The sequence below is a fragment of the Ideonella margarita genome (genome assembly GCF_038066635.1).
GTDB classification, from domain to species: Bacteria; Pseudomonadota; Gammaproteobacteria; order Burkholderiales; family Burkholderiaceae_C; genus Ideonella; species Ideonella margarita.
The window spans coordinates 65,057-87,879 of record NZ_JBBUTI010000014.1 but is presented as its reverse complement, the minus strand read 5'-3'; the positions used below and the strand labels follow the sequence as shown (position 1 = coordinate 87,879).

The window sequence follows — 22,823 nt, the reverse complement described above, 5'->3', positions numbered from 1 at the left end:
AAGCCCGCCACACCCGGCTGATCCTAACGCAAGGGTGTCGGCGGAGGGACCTGCGGGGCGTGGGGTTGTGCGACGGTGCTGCGTCGTCAGGCCACGGCGGCCGTGCCGAGCACGGTGATGTCGACCGCCACGCCCGAGAGCACGGCGTTGCCCGAGAGGGGGTCACGCAGCGCTTCGTCGAGCACCGCATTCAGGTTGGCGCCGGGGCGCTCTGCCGCCACCTGCATCTGCGTGCCGGGCAGGTTGTGGCCCCAGCCGTGAGGCAAGCTGACGACGCCGGGCATCATGGCCTCGCTGAAGGCCACGGGCACCTCGATATCCCGACGCTCGGCATGGCCCGCCAGGCGGATGCGCACCACTTGTCCGTCAGCCGCACCCAGTTTTTCCGCGTCGCTCGGATGCATCAGCAACGTGCAGCGGAACGGGCCCTTGGCAAGCGTGGGCAGGTTGTGCATCCAGCTGTTGTTGCTGCGCACTTCGCGGCGGCCGATCAGGCTGAAACGGCCTGGCTTGGCGATGTCGGGCGCTGTGTGGTCGGCCGTGCGGGCGGCCGTGTTGATGGCCTCCGCGGCCAGCACCAGGTCGGCCAGGCAGGGCGCCGGCGCCAGCTCGATGCGGCCGCTGGGCGTGCGCAGCACTTCAGGCACCCGGGGCTGCAGCGCGCCAAGGTCAACCCCGCCCGGTGCTGCCGCCACCTTGGCCAGCGTCAGCCCGCCGGGTTGGCGGCCGAATGCATCGCCATACGGGCCGCTGCGCAGGGCCAGGTCCAGCCAGCGCTCCGGCCCGGCTTGCGTGCCCAGGGCCGCCAGCAAGGCCGGCGCGTGGGCACCGGCCAGCTTGTCGAGGTCGGCTTTCAGGTGCTCGCCGTCCAGGGCCAGCGGGTCGGCCGCCGCGCCCAGGCCGCGGGCAATGGCGCCCAGCTTCAGCAGGATCTGCCACTCTGGCATCTGACCATGCGTGCGGGCCAGCACCGGCGGTGAATAGCGCGCATGGTTGCGGTGCGACAGCGCCGGGAAGGCCACGTCGTAATGTCCGTCCTCCAGCGGCGACGACCCCGGCAGGATGACGTCGGCATGCCGCGTGGTTTCGTTCAGGTAGATGTCGACGCTGACCATGAAGTCGAGCTGGCCCAGCGCCGCATCCAGCCGCGTGCTGCCCGGCGCACTGAGCACCGGGTTGCTGGCCACCGTGATGAGCGCGCGCACCTGGCCCGGCCCGGCGGTTTCGATTTCCTCGGCCAGCACCGTGGCCGGCAGCTCGCCATACACCTCGGGCGCGCCACTCACGCGGCTGGCGTGTCGGCCCATCACCACGCCACGGCCTTTGCCGGCCGCACCCAGCGTGTTGGCGGCGAACGCAGCCGGGCGGGGGAACATGGCGCCGCCTGGTTGGTCCAGATGCCCGGTCAGAACATTCAGCACATCGATCAGCCAGCTGGCCAGCGTGCCGAACCGCTGGGTGCAGGTGCCGATGCGGCCATACACGCAACCGCGCTCAGCAGCAGCCAGATCCCGTGCCAGCTGCCGGATGTCAGCGGCCGGCACTGCGCAGTGCTTGGCAACGGCCTCGGGGCTGAACGGGGCGACGGCGGCGCGGACCTCCTCAACGCCGTTCACCCAGTCGGTGAGTGCACCGAGCTTCACGAGTTGCTCGTCGAACAAGGTGTGCACCATCGCTGCCAGCAGTTGCGCGTCGGTGCCCGGGCGGATGAAGTGGTGCGCATCGGCCACCTCGGCGGTTTCTGTGCGGCGCGGGTCAATCACCACCAGGCGGCCGCCACGGGCGCGCAGCGCCTTGGCCTTGCCGCGGAAGTCGGGCACCGTCCAGAGGCTGCCGTTGCTGGCCATCGGGTTGGCGCCGAGCATCAGCAGGAAGTCGCAGCGCTCGATGTCGGGCACCGGGATGCTCAGCCAGTGGCCAAACATCAGCCCGCTCGACAACTGCTTGGGCATCTGGTCGAGCGTGGAGGCCGACACCACGTTCTTCGTGCCCAGCGCCTTGATGAGCCGCGGCGTATACAGCAGCAGGCCCATCTTGTGCACGTTCGGGTTGCCCAGGCTGATGGCCACGCTGTCGCGCCCGTGTTCATCCAGCAGCGGTGGCAGGCGACGCTCGATCTCCTCGAAGGCTTCTTCCCAGCTCACCGGCACATGCTGACCGTTGCGCTTGACCATGGGCTGGCGCAGGCGGTCGGGGTCTTCGTGCAGGTCTTTCAGGGCATAGCCCTTGGGGCAGATGTAGCCCTGGCTGAAGACGTCCTGCTCCGCCCCCTTGATGCGCACGATCCGGCCACTGCTCACTTCCACATCCAGCCCGCAGCAGGCCTCGCAGAGCGGGCAGATGCGGTAGTGGTGGGTGGCGTCGGTGGTGTGGGCCGCCGTGTTGGCCGCCGTGTTGGCAGAAGTGGCGTCAGCGATGTGTGCTTGGGGCATGGCAGTCTCCTTCGGTCTGCCCGCATCTTCGCCGCACGGGGGCGGCCATGGCGTCACCGCCGCGACGCTGGCCCCTCGGTATCTACCCGCAGTCAGCTGACCATGTAGGCCGCAGCGGCGGTGGCAATCAAGGTGCCGTCAGCAGTGGTCATCCGCATCTGGGTCGAGCCCACGCGGCCACCGAGGCGGGTGACCTCGGCGCTGGCGAAGAAGTGCGTGCCGATGCCCTGGCGCAGGAAATCGACCCGCAGGTCGATCGTGCCCATCCGGGCGAAGCGGTGCAGGATCTGCGGCGTGGCTTCGTCCGCGTGCTTCTCGCCGATGGCCACCATCAGGGCCAGGCCGCCCATGGCGTCGAGCACGGAAGAGATGACGCCGCCATGCAGACGCCCGTACACGTAGTGGCCCACCAGTTCCGGGCGCATGTCGAAGCGGCAGGTGGGGGCGGGCAGGGCGAGCGTCTTGATGCGCATGCCCAGCGTCTGGTTGAAGGTGATCTTGTGTTCGAACAAGTCCGTCAACGCGGCGTCGAGTCGCTGCTGTTCTTCCGCGCTGCGGCGGGGCAAAGTCGTATCAGGCATGGTGGCTCATTGGGCGGCAGGTTGACGTTCACGTCAATTGCCGGGGGCTACGGGCATGCCCCGATAGGAAGCAGCGGCGCCGCTTGCCAACCGGGGCGCCCGGGCGTCACCTGGGCGACATCGTGCCGCTGAGCATTTCATGCACGTCGTGCGTCATCACGGCCAGGAAGCCGAGCAGTGCGAGGTAGATCAGCGCGTACTCTGCCTTGGTAGCAGCGGACACCGCGTAGTAGGTGCGGGCCTCGTCGCTGTCGCTGCGCCACTTCAGCGCGCGCCATACCTGCGGTGCCGCCAGCAGGCTGACCAGCAGCAGCGACGGGCTGGGCCGCCACCAGAACAGGCCCAGCAGGATCGGCGCCCCCAGCAGCCAGATGCGGGGCGACAGCACGGCGGTGATGCGAGCACCATCGAGCGGCATCACCGGGATCAGGTTGAACAGGTTGATGAAAAAGCCCGCGTATGACACGGCCAGCAGCCAGTTGGCCTGGGTGTCCCGCGCCGCGAAATAGCAGAGCAGGGCGCCCAGGGTGCCCAGCAGAGGCCCGCCCAGGCCCACCCAGGCTTCGGCTTCTGCGTCGTGGGGCAGGTCTTTCAGCTCCGCCCAGGCGCCGAGGAACGGGATGAAGGTGGGCAGACCCACGTTCAGGCCCCGCTGCCGCGCCGCCCAGAAGTGGCCCATCTCGTGGACCAGCAGCAGGCACACAAAGCCCGCCGCGTACTTCCAGCCGTACACCCACGCGTACACGCCGAGGGCCAGTAGCATGCTGCCGCCACTCACGGCCAGCTTGCCGAGCTTGGCGCCCGACAACAGCAGCATCAACAACTTGATCATGTCGGCGCTTCCTGATCAGGCCTTGTCGCGGCCGAACCAGCGCTTGGCCACCGCACCCAGGCCCACCGCGCCCAGCAGCAGCACCTTCGCGAACTTGGCGATGAAGGCACCGGCCACGGCCAGCAGGCCCAGCTTCTTCGCGCCCACACCCAGCACCAGCGCGGCCAGGCCGTATTCGGCCACGCGGTCGGTGTTGGCGTTGAAGTCGGCGTAACGCTTGCCCTCATCGAAGGCCAGGGCCGTCAACATTGCCTGGCCCTGGGGCTTGTGGGCCGGCAGGTTCTTCAGCTCGGTCACCAGGTTCATGCTGAAGTAGCCCTCGCGGCCCAGCAGGTAGGTGTTGTAGTTCACGCCCTGCTCGGAGCCGACATCACCCTTCTCGCGCGAGACCATCGCCCACACCAGCCGGTGCGTGGCTGCTTCGTAGGCCGGGCGCTCGGCCCAGCCGATGATTTCCAGCGGCTTCATGCCGAGCTTGCTGCGCTCCTCGTTCTGCGCCTCGGTGCCTTCCCGGTAGCTTTTCAGCAGGTCGTCGGCGTTCCACTCCTTGGCGTCGTCGTCCTTGATGTAGCCCGACGACTCGAAGCGCACCGTCATCATCCAGCCTTGGTCGCCGGTCGGGAAGATCACGCCCTGCAGGCGCGGGTCTTCACCCGGGTTGCCCATCGCCTGCAGCAGCTTCGTGGCCTGCGGTTGCGGAATGAACACATGGTCGGCGGGCAACTTCAGCACCGCCTGCTTGGCCATCGGCAGCTCAACCGGGCCGGCCTTCGCGGCTTTGCGGGCCTCGTCCCAGGCCGCTTCGGGGTTGGGCGCTTCGGCCGGTGCGGCCCAGGCCAGTGAGGCCGTCAGCAGGCCCAGGGCCAGCAGCAGGCGGGCCTTGAAGGCGGTTGTCCGGTTTTGCGCTGAGCCCGTGCAGCCCGCGTTGATCAAGCAGTGATGTGATGACAAGTGACGCTCCCTCGGCCGATGGGCCCTTTGTTTTGAAAAGATTCTGACACCGGCACGCGCCGCTTCATGCGCTAACCTGAGAAGGTGACACGCATTGAAACCAAGTTGCGCACCGCTGTGGCTGCGCGCCCCCAAGACCGGTTTGATCGCCTCGATGCGCTCCGCGCGGTCGCGGTGGTGTGGATGGTGGTTTTCCATTTCTGCTTCGACCTGAACCATTTCCGCCTGATGACGCCGCCGCAGCGGTTCCTGTCTGATCCCTTCTGGACGATGCAGCGCACCGCCATCGTCAGCCTGTTCATGGTGTGTGCCGGCCTGTCGCAGGCGGTGGCCTTGTCGGCGGGCCTGGGTTGGTCGCGCTTCTGGCGCCGCTGGGGCCAGGTGGCTGGTTGTGCGGTGCTGGTGTCTGCCGGATCAGCGTTCATGTTTCCGGAGAGCTGGATCAGCTTCGGCGTGCTGCACGGTCTTGCGGTGATGCTGCTATTGCTGCGTGTGCTGGTGCCGCCCTTGCTGCGCCGCTGGGCGGGCGGGAGTTGGCAGATGCAGGCGCTGCTCTGGGGTACTGGGGCGCTTGCCCTGATGGCGCCACGCTTCGCTGCCAGCGAGGTGTTCAATGGCCGGTGGGGCAACTGGACAGGGCTCGTCACCCGGCTGCCCTTCACCCAAGACTATGTGCCCGTTTTGCCCTGGCTGGCACCGGTGCTGTGGGGGCTGGCGCTGGGGCTGTGGCTGCTGGCGCACCGTCGTTCCTGGCTGACCGCGCCGGTGCCTTGGGCTCGCCTGGGGCAGCGTCTGGCCGTGGTGGGGCGCTGGTCGCTCAGCATCTACATGGTTCATCAGCCCTTGCTGATCGGTGCGCTGACCGTGTGGGTGCAGCTGCGCGGCTGAGCTGGTGCCTGGCTGGATGGTGGCCGCCGCCGGGGCGCCAGTGGTAGGCTTGCGGGTTGGCGACTGCATGTGCAGTGGCCCGTCTGCCTGCCCCGCCCAGGGCCTTCACGCATGTCCACCCGAGTTCTTTACGGCTTCCACGCCGTCACCGTCCGCCTGAAAACCGCGCCGGAATCCATCATCGAGATCCACATCGACGCCACGCGCCGCGACGCCCGCATGCGGCAGTTTGCCGAGCGCGCCCGGGATGCCGGCATGAAGATCATCGACAGCGATGACGAGCGCCTGGGCAAGCTCTCGGGTGGCCCGCGTCACCAGGGCGTGGTGGCCCGCGTGAATGCGCTGAAGCAGCACCATTCGCTGGACGAACTGCTTGAAGGCGTTGAAGCCCGCCAGATCGCGCCGCTGGTGCTGGTGCTGGACGGCGTGACCGACCCCCACAACCTGGGTGCCTGCCTGCGGGTGGCCGATGGCGCCGGTGCGCATGCCGTGGTGGCCCCGAAGGACCACGCGGTGGGCTTGAACGCCACGGTGGCCAAGGTGGCCTCGGGCGCTGCGGAAACCGTGCCCTACCTGATGGTGACGAACCTCGCCCGCTCTTTGAGCGAGATGAAGGAGCGTGGCATCCGCATCATCGGCACCAGCGACGATGCCGAGCAGACGCTGTACGACGTCGACCTGAGCGGCCCCGTGGCCCTGGTGCTGGGCGCCGAAGGTGCCGGCATGCGCCAGCTCACCCGCAAGACCTGCGATGAGCTGATCAGCATTCCGATGGCTGGCGCGGTGGAAAGCCTGAACGTGTCGGTGGCGGCGGGTGTGTGCCTGTATGAGGCGCTGCGCCAGCGCGTGCCGAAGGGCTGAAGGGCGGCAAGCGGCCACGTTCGGTCGCTACACTCGGGCATTCTGATTTGAGTGCCCCCCGATGCCTGTATTTGCCGTTTCACATCCCTTGGTCCGCCACAAGGTGGGCCTGCTGCGCGAAACCGATATCTCGACCAAGAAGTTCCGTGAACTGACGGGCGAGCTGGCGCGCTTGCTGGCCTATGAAGCCACGGCGGATTTCCCGCTGGCCGAAGTGACGATCGACTGCTGGAGCGGCCCGACCAAGATCGAGCAGATCGCGGGTCGCAAGGTCACCGTGGTGCCCATCCTGCGTGCAGGCCTGGGCATGCTGGACGGCGTGCTCGACATGGTGCCCAACGCCAAGGTCAGCGTGGTGGGCCTGGCCCGTGACCACGAAACTCTGCAGCCGGTGAACTACTTCGAGAAGTTCGTGCCGCACCTCGATCAGCGCACCGCGCTCATCATCGACCCCATGCTGGCCACGGCTGGCTCGATGATCGCCACCATCGATCTGCTCAAGCGCCGGGGCTGCAAGGACATCCGCGCGCTCGTGCTGGTGGCCGCCCCTGAAGGCATTGCCGCCCTCGACAAGGCCCACCCGGATGTGCGTTGCTGGACGGCCTCGATCGACAGCCACCTGAACGAGCAGGGCTACATCATCCCGGGCCTGGGCGATGCCGGCGACAAGATCTTCGGTACCAAGGACGAGGACACCCTGTGACGCGCACGATGACTTTGCTGGCGCTGGTCGCCACCGTGGCTTTGGCTGCCTGCACACAGGAAAAGCAGAACCAGCTCAAGCGCGAGATCCAGAACTGGACCGGCACCAACGGCGTGCTGGAGGTCTATGCCGGCGACAAGGTGGTCAAGCGCTTCCTGAAGATCGACAAGCTCTCGACCGCACTCGGCACCGACGACAACCTGCCGCGCCATTACCGCTTCGGCTACGGCGTGCTGGACGCCAACATGAATGGCGAGGCGGATTCGGGCGAGAAGCGCGTCTACTTCGAGATCGGCGACTACACGCACTACGTGTTCTTCGAGAACCCGAACTGACGCGTTCCGTCAGACCAGGCCCAGCGCCCCCAGAACGGCGCCGGCCAGAATGAGCCACAAGGGGTGAAGGCGGGTGCGCCAGGTGAGCAGCACCGTGCCGGCCACCAGCGCCAGCCCGAGGGCTGAGCCCCGGACCGGCTGCGCCAGCAACCACCCGCTGGCCACCACCAGGCCCAGCGTGACCGGCGCCATGCCGGCCACGAAGGCTTGCACGGTGCGGCTCTGGCGACGCCGCGCGCCCCAGCGCGTGACCATCAGCGTGAGTACCGTACTGGGCAGCAGCATGCCGGCCATGGCCGCTGCCGCGCCCGCCAGCCCGAGCACGTTGAAGCCAATCACCGCGACAAACAGCAGGTTCGGCCCCGGCGCGGCCTGGGCCAGCGCCACGGAGGCGGTGAAATCGGCACTGCTCAGCCACTGGTGGGCCTGAACGACACGACGCTCCAGCTCCGGCACCGTGGCCACGGCGCCGCCGATGGCCAGCAACGACATGGCCAGGCAGTCGGTGAACAGCGTCCACAGCACGTCCCAGTTCATGCCGGGTCCTTGCTGCTGGATGCGCCAAGTCGCCACCACGCCAGCAGCCACGACAAGCCGCCGAGGCCGGCGATCACGGTGATCAGCGGCCAGCGGAAGGCTCCTACGCCCAGCGCGGCCACCAGCGCCAGCGGCGCCCACAGCACCCGGCCGAGCGGGTTGCGGGTCAGCGTCGGCAGCAGCTTCAAGCCCATGGCGAGGATCAGGCCGGCGGAGACGGCGCCCATGCCGCGCACGGCGCCCGCCACGGCCGGCACGTCAGCGAGGCCGCGGTAGGCCGCTGCCAGCACCAGCACCAGCAGGGTAGGCATCAGCAACATGCCACCCACTGCGGCCAGGGCACCGCGCAGGCCGAAGAACCGGTCCCCCACCATCAAGGACAGATTCACCACGTTGGGGCCGGGCAGCACCTGGCCGACCGACAAGAGCTCGGCAAACTCCTCACGGCTCAGCCAACGCAGGCGATCAACCAGTTCCCGCTGGGCAATCGGCAGCACGCCGCCGAAGCCCATCAAGGCCAGGCGGGTGAAGGCCTTGAACAGCTCGAAGGTGGAGCGGGGGGCGGGCTTCGTCAGGTCGGCGTTCATGGCTGCTGTTCGTGGGCTGCTGCGCGTTGGCGCCGCACTTGCCGGGACACCCACAAGCTCAGGGCAATCGCCAGCAGCATCCAGCCTAGCGCGGGCCAGTGCAGGCCCGCATAAGGCGACTGCCCCAGCGCCTGGTTGGCGGCCACCATGGCACCGCCGCCGCCGGCCCCCAGGGCCTGGCCAAGGTAGATGGCCGAGGTGTTGAGCGCCATCAGCGCCGGGGCCAGTTCTGGTGCCGTGCTGCCCAGCCGGGCTTGCTGCGCCGAGTTCGAGGCGAAGCCCGCGAAGGCCCAAGGCAGCAGCACCAGCGGCATGATCCAGACGCTGGTGGCCAACGGCCAGAAGAGGATCGACACCGCCATCAAGCCCAGCAGCCAGTTCACCGCACGGCCGGCGCCAAAGCGATCAACATGGTGACTCAGCAGCACATTGCCCAGCAGGCCAAAGCCGCCGAACCAGAAAAACAGCAGGCTGACCTCGACCGGCGTGGCGCCCAGGGCCTGGCGGTAGATCGGCGCGAAATAGGCGAAAAGCGTGAACTGACCCGAGCCCGACAGGGCGGTGACCGCCACCATGGCCATCAGCACCGGGTGGGTCAGCACCTCGCGCCACTGGGCCAGCCGCAAGGGCGGTGGGCGAATGTCGTCGGGCACCGAACGCCAGACGGCCCAGGCACCCGCCAGCGCGAGCGCGCTGACCAGCGCGAAGGCATAGCGCCAGCCCAGCGCTTCACCGATGAAGCTGTGCAGCGGCATGCCGAACACCGACGCCACGGACCAGCCCAGGAAGATGTAGGTGATGGCCTTGCCGCGCGCCGCCGGCGGTGCCAGCCAGGCAATGGCGGCGGCGGCTTGCGGGGTGAACACTGCGGCGGCCAGCATGGTCAGTGCCCGCACCGGCAGCAGCCAGGCGTAATCGGGTGACAGCGCGCTGATGGCATGCCCCACGGCGTACCAGAGCAGGGCGAAGGTCAACAGCCTGCGCCGATCGAACCCGGCCAGCAGGGCTGCCAAGAGCGGGGCGCCGAGCGACATCGCCAGCGCGGCCGCGGTTATCAGCTGGCCGGCCACCGCCACACTGACCTGAAGGGAGCGGGTGAGGTCGTTGAGCGAGCCCGCCACCACCATCACCCCGCAGCCGATGGCGAAATTGCCGAGCAGCAGGGCTCGGGCGGCCCCTGGCGGAGCGCCGGCGGGCGCCTCCGCGATCAGGCTCACCGCAGCACTTTCAGCGCTTCGGGGTTGACGATGTTCGTCGGTGTACCGTTGACGAAATTCACGACGTTGTCGAAGGCCGCGCCGAAGTACATCTCGTAGCTGTCCTGCTCAACGTAGCCGATGTGCGGCGTGCAGACGGCGTTCTCCAGGCGCAGCAGGGGGTGGCCCTGCAGGATCGGCTCGGTCTCGAACACGTCGACCGCGGCCATGCCGGGCCGGCCGCGGTTGAGCGCCGAGACCAGGGCCGCGTCTTCCACCAGCTCGGCCCGCGAGGTGTTCACGAAGAGGGCCGTCGGCTTCATGCTCGACAGATCGCCGTGGGTGACCAGGTGGCGGGTGTGATCGGCCAGTCGCAGGTGCACACTCAGCACATCGCTCTGGGTGAACAGCTCTTCGCGGCTCTCGAACACGCAATAACCATCGGCCAGGGCGCGTGCGCGTGAAGGCGCGCTGGCCCACACCCGCACATCCATGCCGAAGGCCTTGCCGTAGCCGGCGACGATGGCGCCGATCTTGCCGTAGCCCCAGATGCCCAGCACCTTGCCGCGCAGCTGCATGCCAATGCCGAAGTTGGGCGGCATCGACTGTGATTTCAGACCCGACTGCTGCCAGGCCCCGTGCTTGAGGTTGCCGATGTACTGCGGCAGGCGGCGCATGGCGGCCATGATCAGGGCCCAGGTCAGCTCGGCTGGCGCATTGGGTGATCCGACGCCTTCGGCCACGGCGATGCCGAGCCTTGTGCAGGCGTCAATGTCGATGTGGTTGCCGACGCGGCCTGTCTGGGCGATGAGCCGCAGCTTGGGCAGCTTTTCCAGCAGTTGCCGGTTGAAGTGGGTGCGCTCGCGGATGGCGACCAACACCTCGGCGTCTCGAAGACGCACGGACAGTTGTCCGAGTCCCTTGACCGTGTTGGTGAAGACCTTGGCGTTGAGGTCGTTCAGCTTGGACGCGCTGGGCAGTTTGCGGACCGCGTCCTGATAGTCGTCGAGGATGATGATGTTCACACCCGGATTTTGCACCGGGCGGAACGGTTTTCAGCGACGCAGTCGAGCTTGTGGTTGCAGGTATTCCGGCAGCGCCCAGGGTTCGGGCACCGGCGGCATCGAACTCGGGCCTGCGCTCAGGCTGTCCGGGAAGACGCTGTCGAGCTGGCGATAGATCTCGCCGCGCATCTTGCGGGCCGCGAGATCACTGCGCTGATGCAGGGCCACCAGCAGTGCGCCACGCAGCACCCACAGGTCGTTCGGGTCGTTGGCCTGCCGCACCTGGTGCTGCAGCCACAGGCCTTTGGGTCCGGCGAGATCAGCCACTGCACGCATGAACAGCAGCTTCATGTCGACGAAGGCGCGACGTGCGGCCAGGCGCGCTGCGCGATCTTGCGGTTCGCCATGGGGGCTGCTGTCGGCCCAGTCGGCGGTTGGGTCAATCTGGGCGATGTCGGCGTCGACGTCGGACAGGGGGGCGGCGAGGAATGACAGCTTATCCATGGCGTAGGTCCTGCGATGTGGGCGTGTTGCCCGAGGCGCGGCGGGGAAAATGACGGTTGATCGCCTGCAGGCGGCGGTCAGCTTCTGATTGGCTGCGGTGGCGAGCCACCACGTTGTAGAGGTCGGCGCGCAGATGCCACAACTCGCGCAGCGAGCGTGCATGGGCCCCGCGCTGGCGCAGGTCCATGGCGTCGTCGAAGGGCAGTCCTTCGAGGGCGCTGCAGAAGTCGTCGCGGGCGAGATCCAGCGTGCGCAGGGACTTCGGCGAGGACGGCTTGTCGTGGTGCAGCCAGTTCCAGACACTGCGCCAGACCGAGTCGGGGGCGTGCCAGGGGGCTGGGGGCTGCACATCAATGCGGGAAGGCAAGGCACTGCTGTGACCACGGCCTTGCAGGAGGCGGCGGATCAGGCGGGATGAGCTCATGTGAGCTTCATCGGACAGGAGTGCTTGCAACATGAGGCCATTGTTGGCGTCACGTTTGGTTGCGAAGCCCCGAAAAGCAGGGCCGGTGCAGCGCAGTTTTGTGCTGCGATCTGGATGGAGAGTGGGTGGCCTGCCGGCCGGGGCCAGTCTCAGATGGTGCTGGTCTTCGGCTTGAAGTCGCACCAGGCGCTGACCTGGCAGGCCGCGCAACGCGGCTGGCGCGCCTGGCAGATGTAGCGGCCGTGCAGGATCAGCCAGTGATGCGCATCCACCATGTAGGCCTTCGGGATGCGCTTGAGCAGTTGCTGCTCCACCTCGACCACGTTCTTGCCTGGGGCCAGCCCGGTGCGGTTGCCGACCCGGAAAATGTGGGTGTCCACGGCCATGGTGGGCTCACCGAAGGCCACGTTCAGCACCACATTCGCGGTTTTGCGGCCAACGCCGGGCAGGGCTTCCAGCGCCTCGCGGGTATTCGGCACGCGCCCGCCATGCTGCTCGACCAGGATCTGGCAGGTGGCCACCAGGTTCTTGGCCTTGGTGCGGAACAGGCCGATGGTCTTGATGTGCTGCTCCACCTGGCCCACACCCAGCGCCAGCATCTTCTCTGGTGTGGGCGCACGGGCGAACAGGGCGCGGGTGGCCTTGTTGACGCTCACGTCGGTGGCCTGTGCCGACAGCAGCACGGCGGCCAGCAGTTCGAACACATTGGTGAACTGCAGCTCGGTTTCCGGGTGCGGGTTGGCCGCTTGCAAGGTGGCGAAGAAGTGCTCGATGGCCGCGGCTTTCATTGGCCCACCTCGTCGTCAGGCTCGGCGCCAGAGCGCTGGGCGCGGGCGCGCTGCAGGGCGGCTTCGATCACCGCGCGCTTGCGCTCGATGATGGCCGGGTCGGTGTGCAGGGTCTGGTTTTCCAGGTCGGCCAGCTTGTGCGCCGCCTTGGCAGCCAGGCGCTCATCGTTGTCGCGCTTGTCGCGCTCAATGCGCATGCGGTGGAAGGCGTAACGCTCGCGGGCGGCGTCGGCGCGCAGCGGGCTCCAGGCGTTCCAGCCGGTGGCCTCACCGGTGACCGAAACCATGCTGATGCAATCGACCGGGCAGGCGGGCACGCACAGCTCGCAGCCGGTGCAGTCGGCCTCGATCACGGTGTGCATCAGCTTGGACGCGCCGACGATGGTGTCCACCGGGCAGGCCTTGATGCACAAGGTGCAGCCGATGCACCAGCTTTCGTCGATCACGGCCACCGCACGCGGCGCCTCACGGCCATTCACCGGGTTGAGCGGAATGACGGGGCGGCCGGTCAATGCAGACAGCCTGCGAATGCCTTCAGCGCCGCCGGGTGGGCACTGGTTGATCGGGGCAGCGCCGGCCGCCATGGCGCGGGCATAGCCCTGGCAATCAGGGTAGCCGCAGCGGGTGCACTGGGTCTGGGGCAGTGCCGCGTCCAGCCGAGCGGCCAGGGCGGCCGTTTCAGGGGTCAGGGTCAGCTCCGGCAGGGGAGCTTCGGGCGGCAGGGGGAAGGGGGCGGAAACAGTCACGCCCTGATTATCCCGCCGGCGCAGGGGCCGGCGGGCTAGTCCATCAAGACTTGACGGTCTTGCGGGCAGCGGCCTTGCGGGGCGCAGCCTTGCGCGGGGCCGCCTTCACGGCAACGGCAGGCGCCTTGCCACCGAGGTCCATCTTCTGCTCGTCGGTGTTGTAGGTGCGGATGAACTCGCGGATTTCCGGGTACACCTTCTCGCGCCAGCGACGGCCCGAGAAGATGCCGTAGTGGCCGGCGCCGACCACGTCGTAATGGAACTGGCGCTCCTTCGGAATGCCGGTGCACAGGCCGTGCGCCGCGCGTGTCTGGCCGGCGCCAGAGATGTCGTCGAGTTCGCCTTCCACCGTCAGCAGCGCCGTGGTGGTGATGTCTTCCGGCGCCACGATGGTGCCGTTCACGTCCCAGGTGCGGTTGACCAGCGCGAAGTCCTGGAACACCGCCTTGATGGTTTCGAGGTAGTACTCGGACGGCATGTCGAGCACGGCGTTGTACTCGTCGTAGAACTGGCGATGGGAGTCGACGCTGTCGTCGTCACCGCGCACCAGGTCCAGGAAGTAGTCGTAGTGCGACGTCATGTGGCGGTCGGGGTTCATCGCCACGAAGCCGGTGTGCTGCAGGAAGCCCGGATACACGGTGCGGCCAGCGCCCGGGAAGTTCTGCGGAACACGGTAGATGACGTTGTTCTCGAACCACTCGTAGCTCTTGTTCATCGCCAGGTTGTTCACCGCGGTCGGCGACTTGCGGGCGTCGATCGGGCCGCCCATCATCGTCATCGTGCGGGGCGTGAACTCGCCGTGCGTGGCCATCACCGAAATGGCGGCCAGCACCGGCACCGTCGGCTGGCACACCGAGATGACGTTCACTTCCGGGCCGATGTGCCGGATGAATTCCTGCACATAGGTCACGTAGTCGTTCAGGTGGAAGGCACCCACCTCTTCCGGCACCATGCGTGCGTCGGTCCAGTCGGTGATGTAGACCTTGTGGTCCTGCAGCAGCATGCGCACGGTGTCGCGCAGCAGCGTGGAGTGGTGGCCCGACAGCGGGGCGACCAGCAGCACGGTCGGCTGGCTCTTCATGTCGGCCAGGGCTTCGGTTTCATCGGTGAAACGCTTGAAGCGGATCAGGCGGCAGAAGGGCTTCTCGATCGCGACCTGCTCTTGAACAGCCACGTTCACGCCGTTGACCGGCACGGTCTTGATGCCGAACTCCGGTTTTTCGTAGTCCTTCGCCAGACGGTGCATCAGGTCCAGGCCGGCGGAGACGCGCTGGGCCATCGGGGTGTGCGTGAACGGCGACAGCGGGTGGCTGTACAGCTTGGCCGTGGCGCTGGCGAACTCGGAAAACGGCGCCATCAGGGCGCGTTGGGTTTCATAGAGCTGATACAGCATGGCGAAGACTCCGGAAAGGGCTTGACGGGGGTCAAGTCAGTTCGATGATGCACCTGAAAAGCTGATCACGCGCTGACACGATTTCAGCCATTGTGCACTGCAACATGACTTTGTGGTGTACGTGAGACTGCTGACAGCATCAACCCTGAGAACTTCGGCCGGGCGATGGCTGCGACCAGCGCAGCCGCCGCCCGGCTGGGCCATCACATCACCTTGGCGATGGATTCGGTCACGTAACCGATGTTCTTCTCGTTCAAGGCGGCGACGCAGATGCGGCCGGAATCAACCCCGTACACGCCGAACTCGCTGCGCAGACGCTCCATCTGGGGCTTGCTGAGACCCGAATAGCTGAACATGCCGCGCTGGGTGGTGATGAAGCTCACGTCGCTGGTCACGCCAGCTTGCTTCAGGCGCTCGACCAGGGCCGTGCGCATCGCCTTGATGCGGTTGCGCATGCCGGCCAGCTCTTCTTCCCACTGGGCGCGCAGGGCCGGGGTCGTCAGCACGGTGGCCACGACCTGGGCGCCATGCGTCGGCGGGTTGGAGTAGTTGGTGCGGATGACGATCTTCAGCTGGCTCAGCACGCGGGTGGTTTCTTCCTTGCTGGCGCAGACCACGCTTAGGGCGCCGACGCGCTCACCGTAGAGCGAGAAGCTCTTCGAGAACGAGGTCGAGACGAAGAAGTCGATGCCGGCAGCCACGAACTGGCCGATCACGGCGCCGTCTTCGGCGATGCCATCACCGAAGCCCTGGTAGGCCATGTCGAGGAAGGCCACCAGGTTGCGCGACTTGACGGCGGCGATCACCTGTTCCCACTGGGCCGCGGTGATGTCGTAGCCGGTCGGGTTGTGGCAGCAGGCGTGCAGAACGACCACGGTGCCTGCGGCGGCTGCGTTCAGGCAGGCCAGCATGGCGTCGAAGTTCACGCCCTTCTTGTCGGCGTCGTAGTACGGGTAGGTTTCCACCGTGAAGCCGGCGTTGGTGAACAGCGCGCGGTGGTTTTCCCAGCTCGGGTCGCTGATCAGCACCTTGGCGCCCGGGTTGAGCTTCTTCAGGAAGTCCGCGCCGACCTTCAGGCCGCCGGTGCCGCCCAGGGCCTGCACGGTGGCCACGCGGCCTGCCGCCAGCAGCGGGCTGCTTTCGCCGAACACCAGGCCTTGCACGGCCTTGTCATACGCGGCGATGCCGTCGATGGGCAGGTAGCCACGGGCGCGAGCAGCTTCGTTCAGCTGGGCTTCGGCAGCCTTGACGCAGGCCAGCAGCGGCAGCTTGCCGTTCTCGTCGGTGTACACGCCCACGCCCAGGTTGACCTTGGCGGGGTTGGGGTCGGCGTTGAACTGTTCGTTGAGCCCGAGGATCGGGTCACGCGGGGCCATTTCGACGGCGGCGAAGAGCGACATGGGGAAGTCCTGTGTGTGCTTGGTGCGAGTCGGGGAGACAGTCGGCGCGATCCTCTAGGATGCGCTACGCTGTCAGGTTCGCCCGGCGCGCATTGCGGCCGAGCCTGCGGATTTTAAGCATTGCCCACGAGGCGCGAGGGATAACCCCATGTCAGATCTCACAGTGATGGACACGGACGAGGCTGCGGCAGCACCCGCCGAAGGCCAGTTCGTGAGTTTTCCGGATTCACCGTTCCAGCTGTTTCAGCCCTATCCGCCGGCAGGTGATCAGCCCACGGCGATCGACCAGCTGGTCGAGGGCATCGATGACGGCCTGGCCTACCAGACCCTGCTGGGCGTGACGGGCTCGGGCAAGACCTTCACGATGGCCAATGTCATCGCCAGGGCAGGGCGCCCGGCGATCGTGTTTGCGCCAAACAAGACCCTGGCGGCGCAGTTGTATTCGGAGTTCCGCGAGTTCTTTCCGAAGAACGCCGTGGAGTACTTCGTCAGCTACTACGACTACTACCAGCCCGAGGCCTATGTGCCGCAGCGCGACCTGTTCATCGAGAAGGACAGCGCGATCAACGAGCACATCGAACAGATGCGGCTCTCGGCCACCAAGAGCGTGCTGGAGCGGCGCGACACCATCATCGTGGCGTCGGTCAGTGCCATCTACGGCATCGGCAAGCCCGAGGATTACACCCAGATGCGCTTCATGCTGCGGGTGGGCGACAAGATGGGGCAGCGCGATGTGATCGCGCAACTCATCCGCATGCAGTACACCCGCAACGAAACCGACTTTTCGCGCGGCACGTTCCGGGTGCGCGGCGACACCATCGACGTGTTCCCTGCCGAGCACTCCGAGCTGGCCGTGCGCCTGGAGCTGTTTGACGACGAGGTGGAGACACTCTCGCTGCTCGACCCGCTGACCGGCCGCGTGCGCCAGAAAGTGCCGCGCTTCACCATTTACCCGTCGAGCCATTACGTGACGCCGCGTGAACGCGTGCTGACGGCGCTTGAAAGCATCAAGGCCGAGCTGCGCGAGCGGGTCGACCAGTTCGTGAAGGACGGCAAGCTGGTGGAAGCCCAGCGCATCGAGCAGCGCACGCGCTTCGACATCGAGATGCTGCAGGAGGTGGGCCATTGCAAGGGCATCGAGAACTACACGCGCCACATGTCGGGTGCGGCTCCGGGTGATCCGCCGCCCACGATGGTGGACTACATGCCGCGCGACGCGCTGATGTTCCTCGACGAAAGCCATGTGCTGATCGGCCAGTTTGGCGGCATGTACAACGGTGACCGCGCGCGCAAATCGACGCTTGTGGAATACGGTTTCCGCCTGCCGAGCGCGATGGACAACCGGCCGCTGAAGTTCGCCGAGTTCGAGACCAAGATGCGCCAGTGCGTGTTCGTCTCGGCAACGCCCGCCGACTACGAGAAGACGCACGCCGGCCAGGTGGTGGAGCAGCTGGTGCGTCCGACCGGCCTGGTTGACCCGCTGGTGGAAGTGCGCCCGGCCGGTCACCAGGTGGATGACGTGCTGCAGGAAATCCGCTTGACCACCGAGGTGGGTGAGCGCGTGTTGATCACGACGCTGACCAAGCGCATGGCCGAGCAGCTGACCGACTACCTGACCGAGAACGGCGTGAAGGTGCGCTACCTGCACTCCGACATCGACACGGTGGAGCGGGTCGAAATCCTGCGTGACCTGCGGCTGGGCACCTTCGACGTGCTGGTTGGCATCAACCTGCTGCGCGAGGGCCTGGACATTCCCGAGGTGTCCCTCGTGGCGATCCTGGACGCCGACAAGGAAGGCTTTCTGCGGTCCGAGCGCAGCCTGGTGCAGACCATCGGTCGCGCGGCCCGCAATGTGAACGGCCGGGCAATTCTTTATGGTGACCGCATCACCGATTCCATGCGCAAGGCGATTGATGAAACCGCCCGCCGCCGCGCCAAGCAGATCGCCTTCAATGAAGCCAACGGCATCGTGCCGCGCGGCATCCACAAGAAGGTCAAGGAGATGATCGACGGGGTCATCGTCGACAAGTCAGGCAAGGACGACTTGCGCCTGGCTCAGCAGGCCGCCGAGGTCGAGACCTTGTCCGAGAAGGACCTGGGCAAGCGCATCAAGGCGCTCGAAAAGCAGATGCTGGAGCACGCCCGCAGCCTGGAGTTCGAGAAGGCCGCGCGCATTCGCGACCAGCTGGCCTTGCTGCGTGAGCAGGCCTTTGGCTCGGCCGGCCATGACAGCAATGTCGTGCCGCTCACCGGAACGCGGGGCGCTTGATGACCGGGCGGCTCAAGGCGCCGGCCGTGCTGAAGGTGTTGATGGTGTGCACCGGCAACATTTGCCGGTCGCCCACTGCAGAGGGCGTGTTGCAGCGCCTGGCTGAGCAGGCCGGGCTGGCGCACCGTGTGCAAGTCGATTCCGCAGGTTTGAGTGCGTATCACGTCGGCGAAGCCCCTGACCGGCGCAGCCAGTCCCATGCGCTGAAGCGGGGGTACGACTTGTCGAAGCGGCGGGCGCGGCAGGTGTGCGCAGCCGATTTCGAGGAGTTTGACGTGCTGCTGGCCATGGACCGTGGCCATCTGGACGAGCTCAAGCGCCAGTGCCCACCCGACCGGCAGGCCCGCATTCGCCTGCTGATGGACTACGCCTCGCCCGACATGGGACGCGAAGTGCCGGACCCGTATTACGGCGGCGCGGCGGGCTTCGAGGACGTACTCGACCGGGTGGAAGTGGCCTGTCAGGGCTTCCTGGAACGAGAGTTCTAGTGGTGCGTTTCGCGTTGTTTGTCAGCGCCACGGAACCTTCCTGGCGGATACTCGACTAAAAGACTCGGCTTCGCCTATAATTGAGCAATTCACTCGGGAACGCCCGAGGGTTAACCCGGCCAAGTGGCCGGTGCTGAATTCAGCAAGCCCGACACGTAGGCCATGGCCGGTAGGTTCCGGCGGTGGTGTCCACCGAGTTGACTGGAGAGTCCCATGCGTTTGACGACCAAAGGCCGCTTTGCGGTCACCGCGATGATTGATCTGGCCCTGCGCTCGAACAACGGGCCGGTGGCTTTGGCCGCCATCAGCCAGCGTCAGCAGATTTCCTTGTCCTACCTGGAACAACTGTTCGGCAAATTGCGTCGCCACGAGCTGGTGGAGAGCACCCGCGGCCCCGGCGGCGGTTATTCGCTGGGCCGCAAGGCCGATGAGATCAGCGTCGCTGACATCATCGTGGCAGTGGATGAGCCGATTGACGCCACCGGCTGCGGCGGCAAGGAAAACTGCATGGGCGACGACGCCGGCCGCTGCATGACCCACGAACTCTGGGCGAACCTGAACGCCAAGATGATCGAATACCTGGACTCCATCACCCTGCGCAAGCTGGTGGATGACCAACTGGCCAAGGGCGTGTCGATCGAGGAGGCGCCAGTCAAGCGCGCCATCTCCAGCACGCCGGTGGTCAAGCCGATCAAGATCACGGCACCGAACTCGGTGTTCGCGCTCGGCAACGCCTTTTCCAAGTAAACCTGTCGTTTGAGGACACGGCCCGAGGGCGCCGCTGGGCGCAGCTTTGGGCCTCGAGAGCAACACATCATGGACATGACCCCGCACTTCCCGATCTACATGGACTACGGCGCGACCACGCCGTGCGACCCGCGCGTCGTTGACGCCATGGTGCCCTGGCTGCGTGAGCACTTCGGCAATCCGGCATCGCGCAGCCATGCCTGGGGCTGGGAAGCCGAAGAAGCCGTCGAGAAGGCCCGCGTGCAAGTGGCCGATCTGGTGGGCGCTGACCCGCGTGAAATCGTCTGGACCTCCGGCGCCACCGAGTCGATCAACCTGGCCCTCAAGGGCGCTGCGCACTTCTACCAGAGCAAGGGCAAGCACCTCATCACGCTGAAGACCGAGCACAAGGCTGTGCTCGACAGCATGCGTGAGCTGGAGCGCCAGGGCTTCGAGGTGACCTACCTCGACGTGCAAGCCGATGGCCTGCTGGATTTCGAGTCGTTCAAGGCGGCCATCCGTCCCGACACCATCCTGGCGTCGGTGCTGTTCGTCAACAACGAGATCGGCGTCATTCAAGACATCGAAGCGCTGGGCAACCTGTGCCGTGAACGTGGCGTGTTGTTCCATGTGGATGCAGCGCAAGCCACGGGCAAGGTCGCGATCGATCTGTCCAAGCTGCCGGTTGACCTGATGAGCCTGGCCTCGCACAAGACGTACGGTCCGAAGGGCATCGGCGCGCTGTATGTGCGTCGCAAGCCGCGTGTGCGCCTGGAAGCCCAGATGCACGGCGGTGGCCATGAGCGCGGCATGCGTTCGGGCTCGCTGGCCACGCACCAGATCGTCGGCATGGGCGAAGCCTTCCGCATCGCCAAGGCTGAAATGGCCGATGAGCATGTGCGCATCAAGGCACTGCACGATCGTCTGGTCAAGGGCCTGTCGGAGATCGAGCAGACCTTCATCAACGGCGACATCACCCGCCGCGTGCCGCACAACCTCAACATCTCGTTCAACTTCGTCGAAGGTGAATCGCTGATCATGGGCGTCAAGGGCCTGGCGGTGTCTTCCGGCTCCGCCTGCACCTCGGCCAGCCTGGAACCCAGCTATGTGCTGCGCGCCCTGGGCCGCAGCGACGAGCTGGCGCACTCCAGCCTGCGCATGACCATCGGCCGCTTCACGACCGAAGAGGAAATCGACTATGCGATCGCGACCCTGAAGGACCGCGTCGCCAAGCTGCGCGAACTCTCGCCCCTGTGGGACATGTTCAAGGATGGCATCGACATCTCGACCATCCAATGGGCCGCCCACTGATCTCGAAAATTCGGAGTACACACCATGGCATACAGCGACAAGGTCATTGACCACTACGAAAACCCCCGCAACGTCGGCGCCTTCGAAAAGGGCGACGACGACGTCGGTACCGGCATGGTGGGCGCACCGGCCTGCGGCGACGTGATGAAGCTGCAGATCAAGGTCAACCCGGCCACCGGCCTGATCGAGGACGCGCGCTTCAAGACCTACGGCTGCGGCTCGGCGATTGCCTCGTCGTCGCTGGTGACCGAGTGGGTCAAGGGCAAGACCCTGGACCAGGCGCTCGACATCAAGAACACGCACATCGCCGAAGAACTGGCGCTGCCGCCGGTGAAGATCCACTGCTCCATCCTGGCTGAAGACGCCATCAAGGCGGCCGTGGATGACTACAAGTCGCGCCACGGCGCCACCGAGCAGGCGAAGGCAGGCTGACCCATGGCCGTTACCCTGAGTGAGGCGGCTGCCCGCCATGTCACCCGCTACCTGGCTCGCCGGGGCAAGGGGGTGGGCGTGCGTCTGGGGGTCAAGACCACGGGTTGCTCGGGTCTCGCGTACAAGCTGGAATACGCCGACGACGTGACGCCTGACGATGTGGTGTTTGAACACCTGGGCGTGAAGGTCCTGATCGACCCGAAGAGCCTGCCTTACCTCGACGGTACCGAGCTCGATTTCGTGCGGGAAGGCCTGAACGAAGGCTTCAAGTTCCACAACCCGCGCGAGAAAGATCGCTGCGGTTGCGGAGAATCTTTCCGCGTCTGAGCCGAGACGTCACACCCACACCGGCCGCCCGTTGAGGCGGGCCGACAGGGCGCGGGGCACCAGGCTCGCGCCCTTTGCATTTCACAGCTAACCGCCATGTCGTCGCTTCCTGCCGTCCAGATCCGACCCGAACGTGCTGACCACCCTGCGGTGGTGGCCATGCTGGGCGCGCTGGATGCCTACCTTGCCAGCCTCTACGCGCCCGAGGACAACCACATCCTCGATGTCCAGGCGCTGCTGCAGCCGGGCATCGATTTTCTGGTGGCAGAGCAGGGCGGGGTGATCGTGGGCTGTGGCGCGTCGCGCACCATGCCCGGCGAGGTAGACACTGGCGGCGCGGCCTACGGCGAGATCAAGCGCATGTTCGTTCAGCCGGCTGCACGCGGCCAGCGCATCGCCGAGCAGCTGCTGCAGATGCTGGAACACCGCCTGGCTGAGCGCCGCGTGCACCTCGCCACGCTGGAAACCGGCAAGGACCAGCTCGAAGCCGTGCGCCTGTATGAGCGCTGCGGCTATGTGCGCCGTGCGGCCTTTGGCGGCTATCCGGACAACGGCCTCTCCCTGTTCCTTGAGAAGCACTTGTCGGCATGAACCTCCAGGACGACGACTTCACGCTCTTCGGGCTGCCCCAGCAGTTCGCACTCGACCGTGCTGCGCTCGACGCGCGCTGGCGCGAGTTGCAGGGCAAGGTTCACCCCGACCGCTTCGCTGCGGAAGGTGCCGCTGCGCAACGTGTGGCCATGCAGTGGGCGGTGCGGGTGAACGAGGCCTACCGCCGCCTGAAAGAGCCGCTCAGCCGCGGACAATACCTCTGCGAGTTGCGCGGGGCGTCAGTGGATGCCGAAAGCAACACCGCCATGCCGCCCGCCTTCCTGATCCAGCAGATGGAATGGCGCGAAGCGCTGGACGACGCTCGAACACTGCCCGCCGTCGAGGCCCTGGACGACGAGGTGTCTGCCTTCGAGCGCCAGTTGCAGGCCGACCTCGGCCGGATGCTGGACGAACACAACAACGCGGCAGCTGCCGCCCAACAGGTTCGCGCACTGATGTTCGTGAACCGTTTCCGGTCTGACCTCGCACGTCGACTGGATGCCTTCGAGACCTGAAT

26 protein-coding genes are annotated in these 22,823 nt (G+C 66.5%); 12 read left to right on the top strand and 14 right to left on the bottom strand.

Going from position 1 to position 22,823, the window contains the following annotated elements; translation table 11 throughout:
* Window positions 1-86 precede the first annotated feature (86 nt).
* The 4 genes from AACH00_RS17795 to AACH00_RS17780 all read right to left on the bottom strand — a co-directional run bounded on the left by AACH00_RS17795 (window position 87) and on the right by AACH00_RS17780 (window position 4,796).
* Window positions 87-2,432: a molybdopterin-dependent oxidoreductase gene (locus tag AACH00_RS17795; RefSeq protein WP_341400518.1), complete on the bottom strand. Its 2,346-nt coding sequence runs from the start codon at window positions 2,430-2,432 to the stop codon at window positions 87-89.
* A gap of 92 nt (window positions 2,433-2,524) precedes the next feature.
* Complete coding sequence (locus AACH00_RS17790) at window positions 2,525-3,013, bottom strand: thioesterase family protein (RefSeq protein WP_341400517.1); 489 nt, start codon at window positions 3,011-3,013, stop codon at window positions 2,525-2,527.
* A 106-nt stretch (window positions 3,014-3,119) separates the two neighbouring features.
* The gene (locus tag AACH00_RS17785) at window positions 3,120-3,845 is read right to left on the bottom strand and encodes a site-2 protease family protein (RefSeq protein WP_341400516.1); all 726 of its coding nucleotides are present in this window, start codon (window positions 3,843-3,845) and stop codon (window positions 3,120-3,122) included.
* Between the two features lie 15 nt (window positions 3,846-3,860).
* Complete coding sequence (locus tag AACH00_RS17780; protein ID WP_341400515.1) at window positions 3,861-4,796, bottom strand: DUF2167 domain-containing protein; 936 nt, start codon at window positions 4,794-4,796, stop codon at window positions 3,861-3,863.
* Between the two features lie 84 nt (window positions 4,797-4,880).
* Here AACH00_RS17780 and AACH00_RS17775 point away from each other — a divergent pair, with 84 nt between their 5' ends.
* The 4 genes from AACH00_RS17775 to AACH00_RS17760 all read left to right on the top strand — a co-directional run bounded on the left by AACH00_RS17775 (window position 4,881) and on the right by AACH00_RS17760 (window position 7,583).
* Window positions 4,881-5,684 carry a heparan-alpha-glucosaminide N-acetyltransferase gene (locus tag AACH00_RS17775; RefSeq protein WP_341400514.1) on the top strand — a complete coding sequence of 268 codons (804 nt, stop codon included), beginning with the start codon at window positions 4,881-4,883 and terminating at the stop codon, window positions 5,682-5,684.
* A 111-nt stretch (window positions 5,685-5,795) separates the two neighbouring features.
* Entirely contained in the window at window positions 5,796-6,545 is a 750-nt protein-coding gene (rlmB, locus tag AACH00_RS17770) for a 23S rRNA (guanosine(2251)-2'-O)-methyltransferase RlmB (protein ID WP_341400513.1), read from the top strand.
* Between the two features lie 61 nt (window positions 6,546-6,606).
* Window positions 6,607-7,248 (top strand): uracil phosphoribosyltransferase, encoded by a 642-nt coding sequence (gene upp, locus AACH00_RS17765; protein WP_341400512.1) that lies wholly within the window; start codon window positions 6,607-6,609, stop codon window positions 7,246-7,248.
* Window positions 7,249-7,256: 8 nt separating this feature from the next.
* Entirely contained in the window at window positions 7,257-7,583 is a 327-nt protein-coding gene (locus tag AACH00_RS17760; protein ID WP_341400544.1) for a hypothetical protein, read from the top strand.
* A gap of 9 nt (window positions 7,584-7,592) precedes the next feature.
* Here the strand turns inward: AACH00_RS17760 and AACH00_RS17755 are convergent, their stop codons facing one another.
* The 10 genes from AACH00_RS17755 to AACH00_RS17710 form a co-directional block, all read right to left on the bottom strand.
* Window positions 7,593-8,120, bottom strand: a complete 528-nt coding sequence (locus AACH00_RS17755) for a chromate transporter (RefSeq protein ID WP_341400511.1) — start codon at window positions 8,118-8,120, stop codon at window positions 7,593-7,595.
* Window positions 8,117-8,707, bottom strand: coding sequence for a chromate transporter (locus AACH00_RS17750; RefSeq protein WP_341400510.1), 591 nt, complete (start codon window positions 8,705-8,707; stop codon window positions 8,117-8,119). The genes AACH00_RS17755 and AACH00_RS17750 overlap by 4 nt, the downstream gene beginning before the upstream one ends.
* Entirely contained in the window at window positions 8,704-9,924 is a 1,221-nt protein-coding gene (locus AACH00_RS17745; protein WP_341400509.1) for an MFS transporter, read from the bottom strand. Before AACH00_RS17745 ends, AACH00_RS17750 begins: the two co-directional genes overlap by 4 nt.
* A complete protein-coding gene (locus tag AACH00_RS17740) occupies window positions 9,921-10,928 on the bottom strand; it encodes a D-2-hydroxyacid dehydrogenase family protein (RefSeq protein WP_341400508.1) in 1,008 nt (335 codons plus the stop codon). Before AACH00_RS17740 ends, AACH00_RS17745 begins: the two co-directional genes overlap by 4 nt.
* A gap of 30 nt (window positions 10,929-10,958) precedes the next feature.
* On the bottom strand, window positions 10,959-11,411 hold the full coding sequence (locus AACH00_RS17735) for a hypothetical protein (protein ID WP_341400507.1): 453 nt from the start codon (window positions 11,409-11,411) through the stop codon (window positions 10,959-10,961).
* Complete coding sequence (locus AACH00_RS17730) at window positions 11,404-11,835, bottom strand: hypothetical protein (RefSeq protein WP_341400506.1); 432 nt, start codon at window positions 11,833-11,835, stop codon at window positions 11,404-11,406. The genes AACH00_RS17735 and AACH00_RS17730 overlap by 8 nt, the downstream gene beginning before the upstream one ends.
* Window positions 11,836-11,984: 149 nt before the next feature.
* On the bottom strand, window positions 11,985-12,623 hold the full coding sequence (gene nth / locus AACH00_RS17725) for an endonuclease III (RefSeq protein ID WP_341400505.1): 639 nt from the start codon (window positions 12,621-12,623) through the stop codon (window positions 11,985-11,987).
* Complete coding sequence (gene rsxB / locus AACH00_RS17720; protein WP_341400543.1) at window positions 12,620-13,312, bottom strand: electron transport complex subunit RsxB; 693 nt, start codon at window positions 13,310-13,312, stop codon at window positions 12,620-12,622. The genes nth and rsxB overlap by 4 nt, the downstream gene beginning before the upstream one ends.
* A gap of 100 nt (window positions 13,313-13,412) precedes the next feature.
* Window positions 13,413-14,762 carry a polyhydroxyalkanoate depolymerase gene (locus tag AACH00_RS17715; protein WP_341400504.1) on the bottom strand — a complete coding sequence of 450 codons (1,350 nt, stop codon included), beginning with the start codon at window positions 14,760-14,762 and terminating at the stop codon, window positions 13,413-13,415.
* Between the two features lie 203 nt (window positions 14,763-14,965).
* Window positions 14,966-16,162 carry an amino acid aminotransferase gene (locus tag AACH00_RS17710; protein ID WP_341400503.1) on the bottom strand — a complete coding sequence of 399 codons (1,197 nt, stop codon included), beginning with the start codon at window positions 16,160-16,162 and terminating at the stop codon, window positions 14,966-14,968.
* A 148-nt stretch (window positions 16,163-16,310) separates the two neighbouring features.
* Between AACH00_RS17710 and uvrB the strand changes: the two genes are divergently transcribed.
* The 8 genes from uvrB (at window position 16,311) to hscB (ending at window position 22,821) form a co-directional block, all read left to right on the top strand.
* Entirely contained in the window at window positions 16,311-18,431 is a 2,121-nt protein-coding gene (gene uvrB, locus AACH00_RS17705; protein WP_341400502.1) for an excinuclease ABC subunit UvrB, read from the top strand.
* Window positions 18,431-18,919, top strand: a complete 489-nt coding sequence (locus tag AACH00_RS17700) for a low molecular weight protein-tyrosine-phosphatase (protein ID WP_341400501.1) — start codon at window positions 18,431-18,433, stop codon at window positions 18,917-18,919. The genes uvrB and AACH00_RS17700 overlap by 1 nt, the downstream gene beginning before the upstream one ends.
* 213 nt (window positions 18,920-19,132) lie before the next feature.
* Complete coding sequence (iscR, locus tag AACH00_RS17695; RefSeq protein ID WP_341400500.1) at window positions 19,133-19,666, top strand: Fe-S cluster assembly transcriptional regulator IscR; 534 nt, start codon at window positions 19,133-19,135, stop codon at window positions 19,664-19,666.
* A gap of 69 nt (window positions 19,667-19,735) precedes the next feature.
* Window positions 19,736-20,956, top strand: coding sequence for an IscS subfamily cysteine desulfurase (locus AACH00_RS17690; protein ID WP_341400499.1), 1,221 nt, complete (start codon window positions 19,736-19,738; stop codon window positions 20,954-20,956).
* Between the two features lie 24 nt (window positions 20,957-20,980).
* Window positions 20,981-21,388 (top strand): Fe-S cluster assembly scaffold IscU, encoded by a 408-nt coding sequence (gene iscU, locus AACH00_RS17685; RefSeq protein WP_341400498.1) that lies wholly within the window; start codon window positions 20,981-20,983, stop codon window positions 21,386-21,388.
* 3 nt (window positions 21,389-21,391) lie between these two features.
* A complete protein-coding gene (gene iscA, locus AACH00_RS17680) occupies window positions 21,392-21,715 on the top strand; it encodes an iron-sulfur cluster assembly protein IscA (RefSeq protein WP_341400497.1) in 324 nt (107 codons plus the stop codon).
* A gap of 96 nt (window positions 21,716-21,811) precedes the next feature.
* On the top strand, window positions 21,812-22,306 hold the full coding sequence (locus AACH00_RS17675; RefSeq protein WP_341400496.1) for a GNAT family N-acetyltransferase: 495 nt from the start codon (window positions 21,812-21,814) through the stop codon (window positions 22,304-22,306).
* Window positions 22,303-22,821, top strand: a complete 519-nt coding sequence (gene hscB, locus AACH00_RS17670) for a Fe-S protein assembly co-chaperone HscB (RefSeq protein WP_341400495.1) — start codon at window positions 22,303-22,305, stop codon at window positions 22,819-22,821. Before AACH00_RS17675 ends, hscB begins: the two co-directional genes overlap by 4 nt.
* Window positions 22,822-22,823: the final 2 nt, after the last annotated feature.

Bases quoted from the DNA above. Each gene is read 5' to 3' on its own strand.
- AACH00_RS17795 (WP_341400518.1), bottom strand. From the start codon at position 2,432: ATGCCCCAAGCACACATCGCTGACGCCACTTCTGCCAACACGGCGGCC.
- AACH00_RS17790 (WP_341400517.1), bottom strand. From the start codon at position 3,013: ATGCCTGATACGACTTTGCCCCGCCGCAGCGCGGAAGAACAGCAGCGA.
- AACH00_RS17785 (WP_341400516.1), bottom strand. From the start codon at position 3,845: ATGATCAAGTTGTTGATGCTGCTGTTGTCGGGCGCCAAGCTCGGCAAG.
- rlmB (WP_341400513.1), top strand. From the start codon at position 5,796: ATGTCCACCCGAGTTCTTTACGGCTTCCACGCCGTCACCGTCCGCCTG.
- upp (WP_341400512.1), top strand. From the start codon at position 6,607: ATGCCTGTATTTGCCGTTTCACATCCCTTGGTCCGCCACAAGGTGGGC.
- AACH00_RS17760 (WP_341400544.1), top strand. From the start codon at position 7,257: ATGACTTTGCTGGCGCTGGTCGCCACCGTGGCTTTGGCTGCCTGCACA.
- AACH00_RS17755 (WP_341400511.1), bottom strand. From the start codon at position 8,120: ATGAACTGGGACGTGCTGTGGACGCTGTTCACCGACTGCCTGGCCATG.
- AACH00_RS17750 (WP_341400510.1), bottom strand. From the start codon at position 8,707: ATGAACGCCGACCTGACGAAGCCCGCCCCCCGCTCCACCTTCGAGCTG.
- AACH00_RS17735 (WP_341400507.1), bottom strand. From the start codon at position 11,411: ATGGATAAGCTGTCATTCCTCGCCGCCCCCCTGTCCGACGTCGACGCC.
- AACH00_RS17730 (WP_341400506.1), bottom strand. From the start codon at position 11,835: ATGAGCTCATCCCGCCTGATCCGCCGCCTCCTGCAAGGCCGTGGTCAC.
- nth (WP_341400505.1), bottom strand. From the start codon at position 12,623: ATGAAAGCCGCGGCCATCGAGCACTTCTTCGCCACCTTGCAAGCGGCC.
- AACH00_RS17715 (WP_341400504.1), bottom strand. From the start codon at position 14,762: ATGCTGTATCAGCTCTATGAAACCCAACGCGCCCTGATGGCGCCGTTT.
- AACH00_RS17710 (WP_341400503.1), bottom strand. From the start codon at position 16,162: ATGTCGCTCTTCGCCGCCGTCGAAATGGCCCCGCGTGACCCGATCCTC.
- uvrB (WP_341400502.1), top strand. From the start codon at position 16,311: ATGTCAGATCTCACAGTGATGGACACGGACGAGGCTGCGGCAGCACCC.
- AACH00_RS17700 (WP_341400501.1), top strand. From the start codon at position 18,431: ATGACCGGGCGGCTCAAGGCGCCGGCCGTGCTGAAGGTGTTGATGGTG.
- iscR (WP_341400500.1), top strand. From the start codon at position 19,133: ATGCGTTTGACGACCAAAGGCCGCTTTGCGGTCACCGCGATGATTGAT.
- AACH00_RS17690 (WP_341400499.1), top strand. From the start codon at position 19,736: ATGGACATGACCCCGCACTTCCCGATCTACATGGACTACGGCGCGACC.
- iscU (WP_341400498.1), top strand. From the start codon at position 20,981: ATGGCATACAGCGACAAGGTCATTGACCACTACGAAAACCCCCGCAAC.
- iscA (WP_341400497.1), top strand. From the start codon at position 21,392: ATGGCCGTTACCCTGAGTGAGGCGGCTGCCCGCCATGTCACCCGCTAC.
- AACH00_RS17675 (WP_341400496.1), top strand. From the start codon at position 21,812: ATGTCGTCGCTTCCTGCCGTCCAGATCCGACCCGAACGTGCTGACCAC.
- hscB (WP_341400495.1), top strand. From the start codon at position 22,303: ATGAACCTCCAGGACGACGACTTCACGCTCTTCGGGCTGCCCCAGCAG.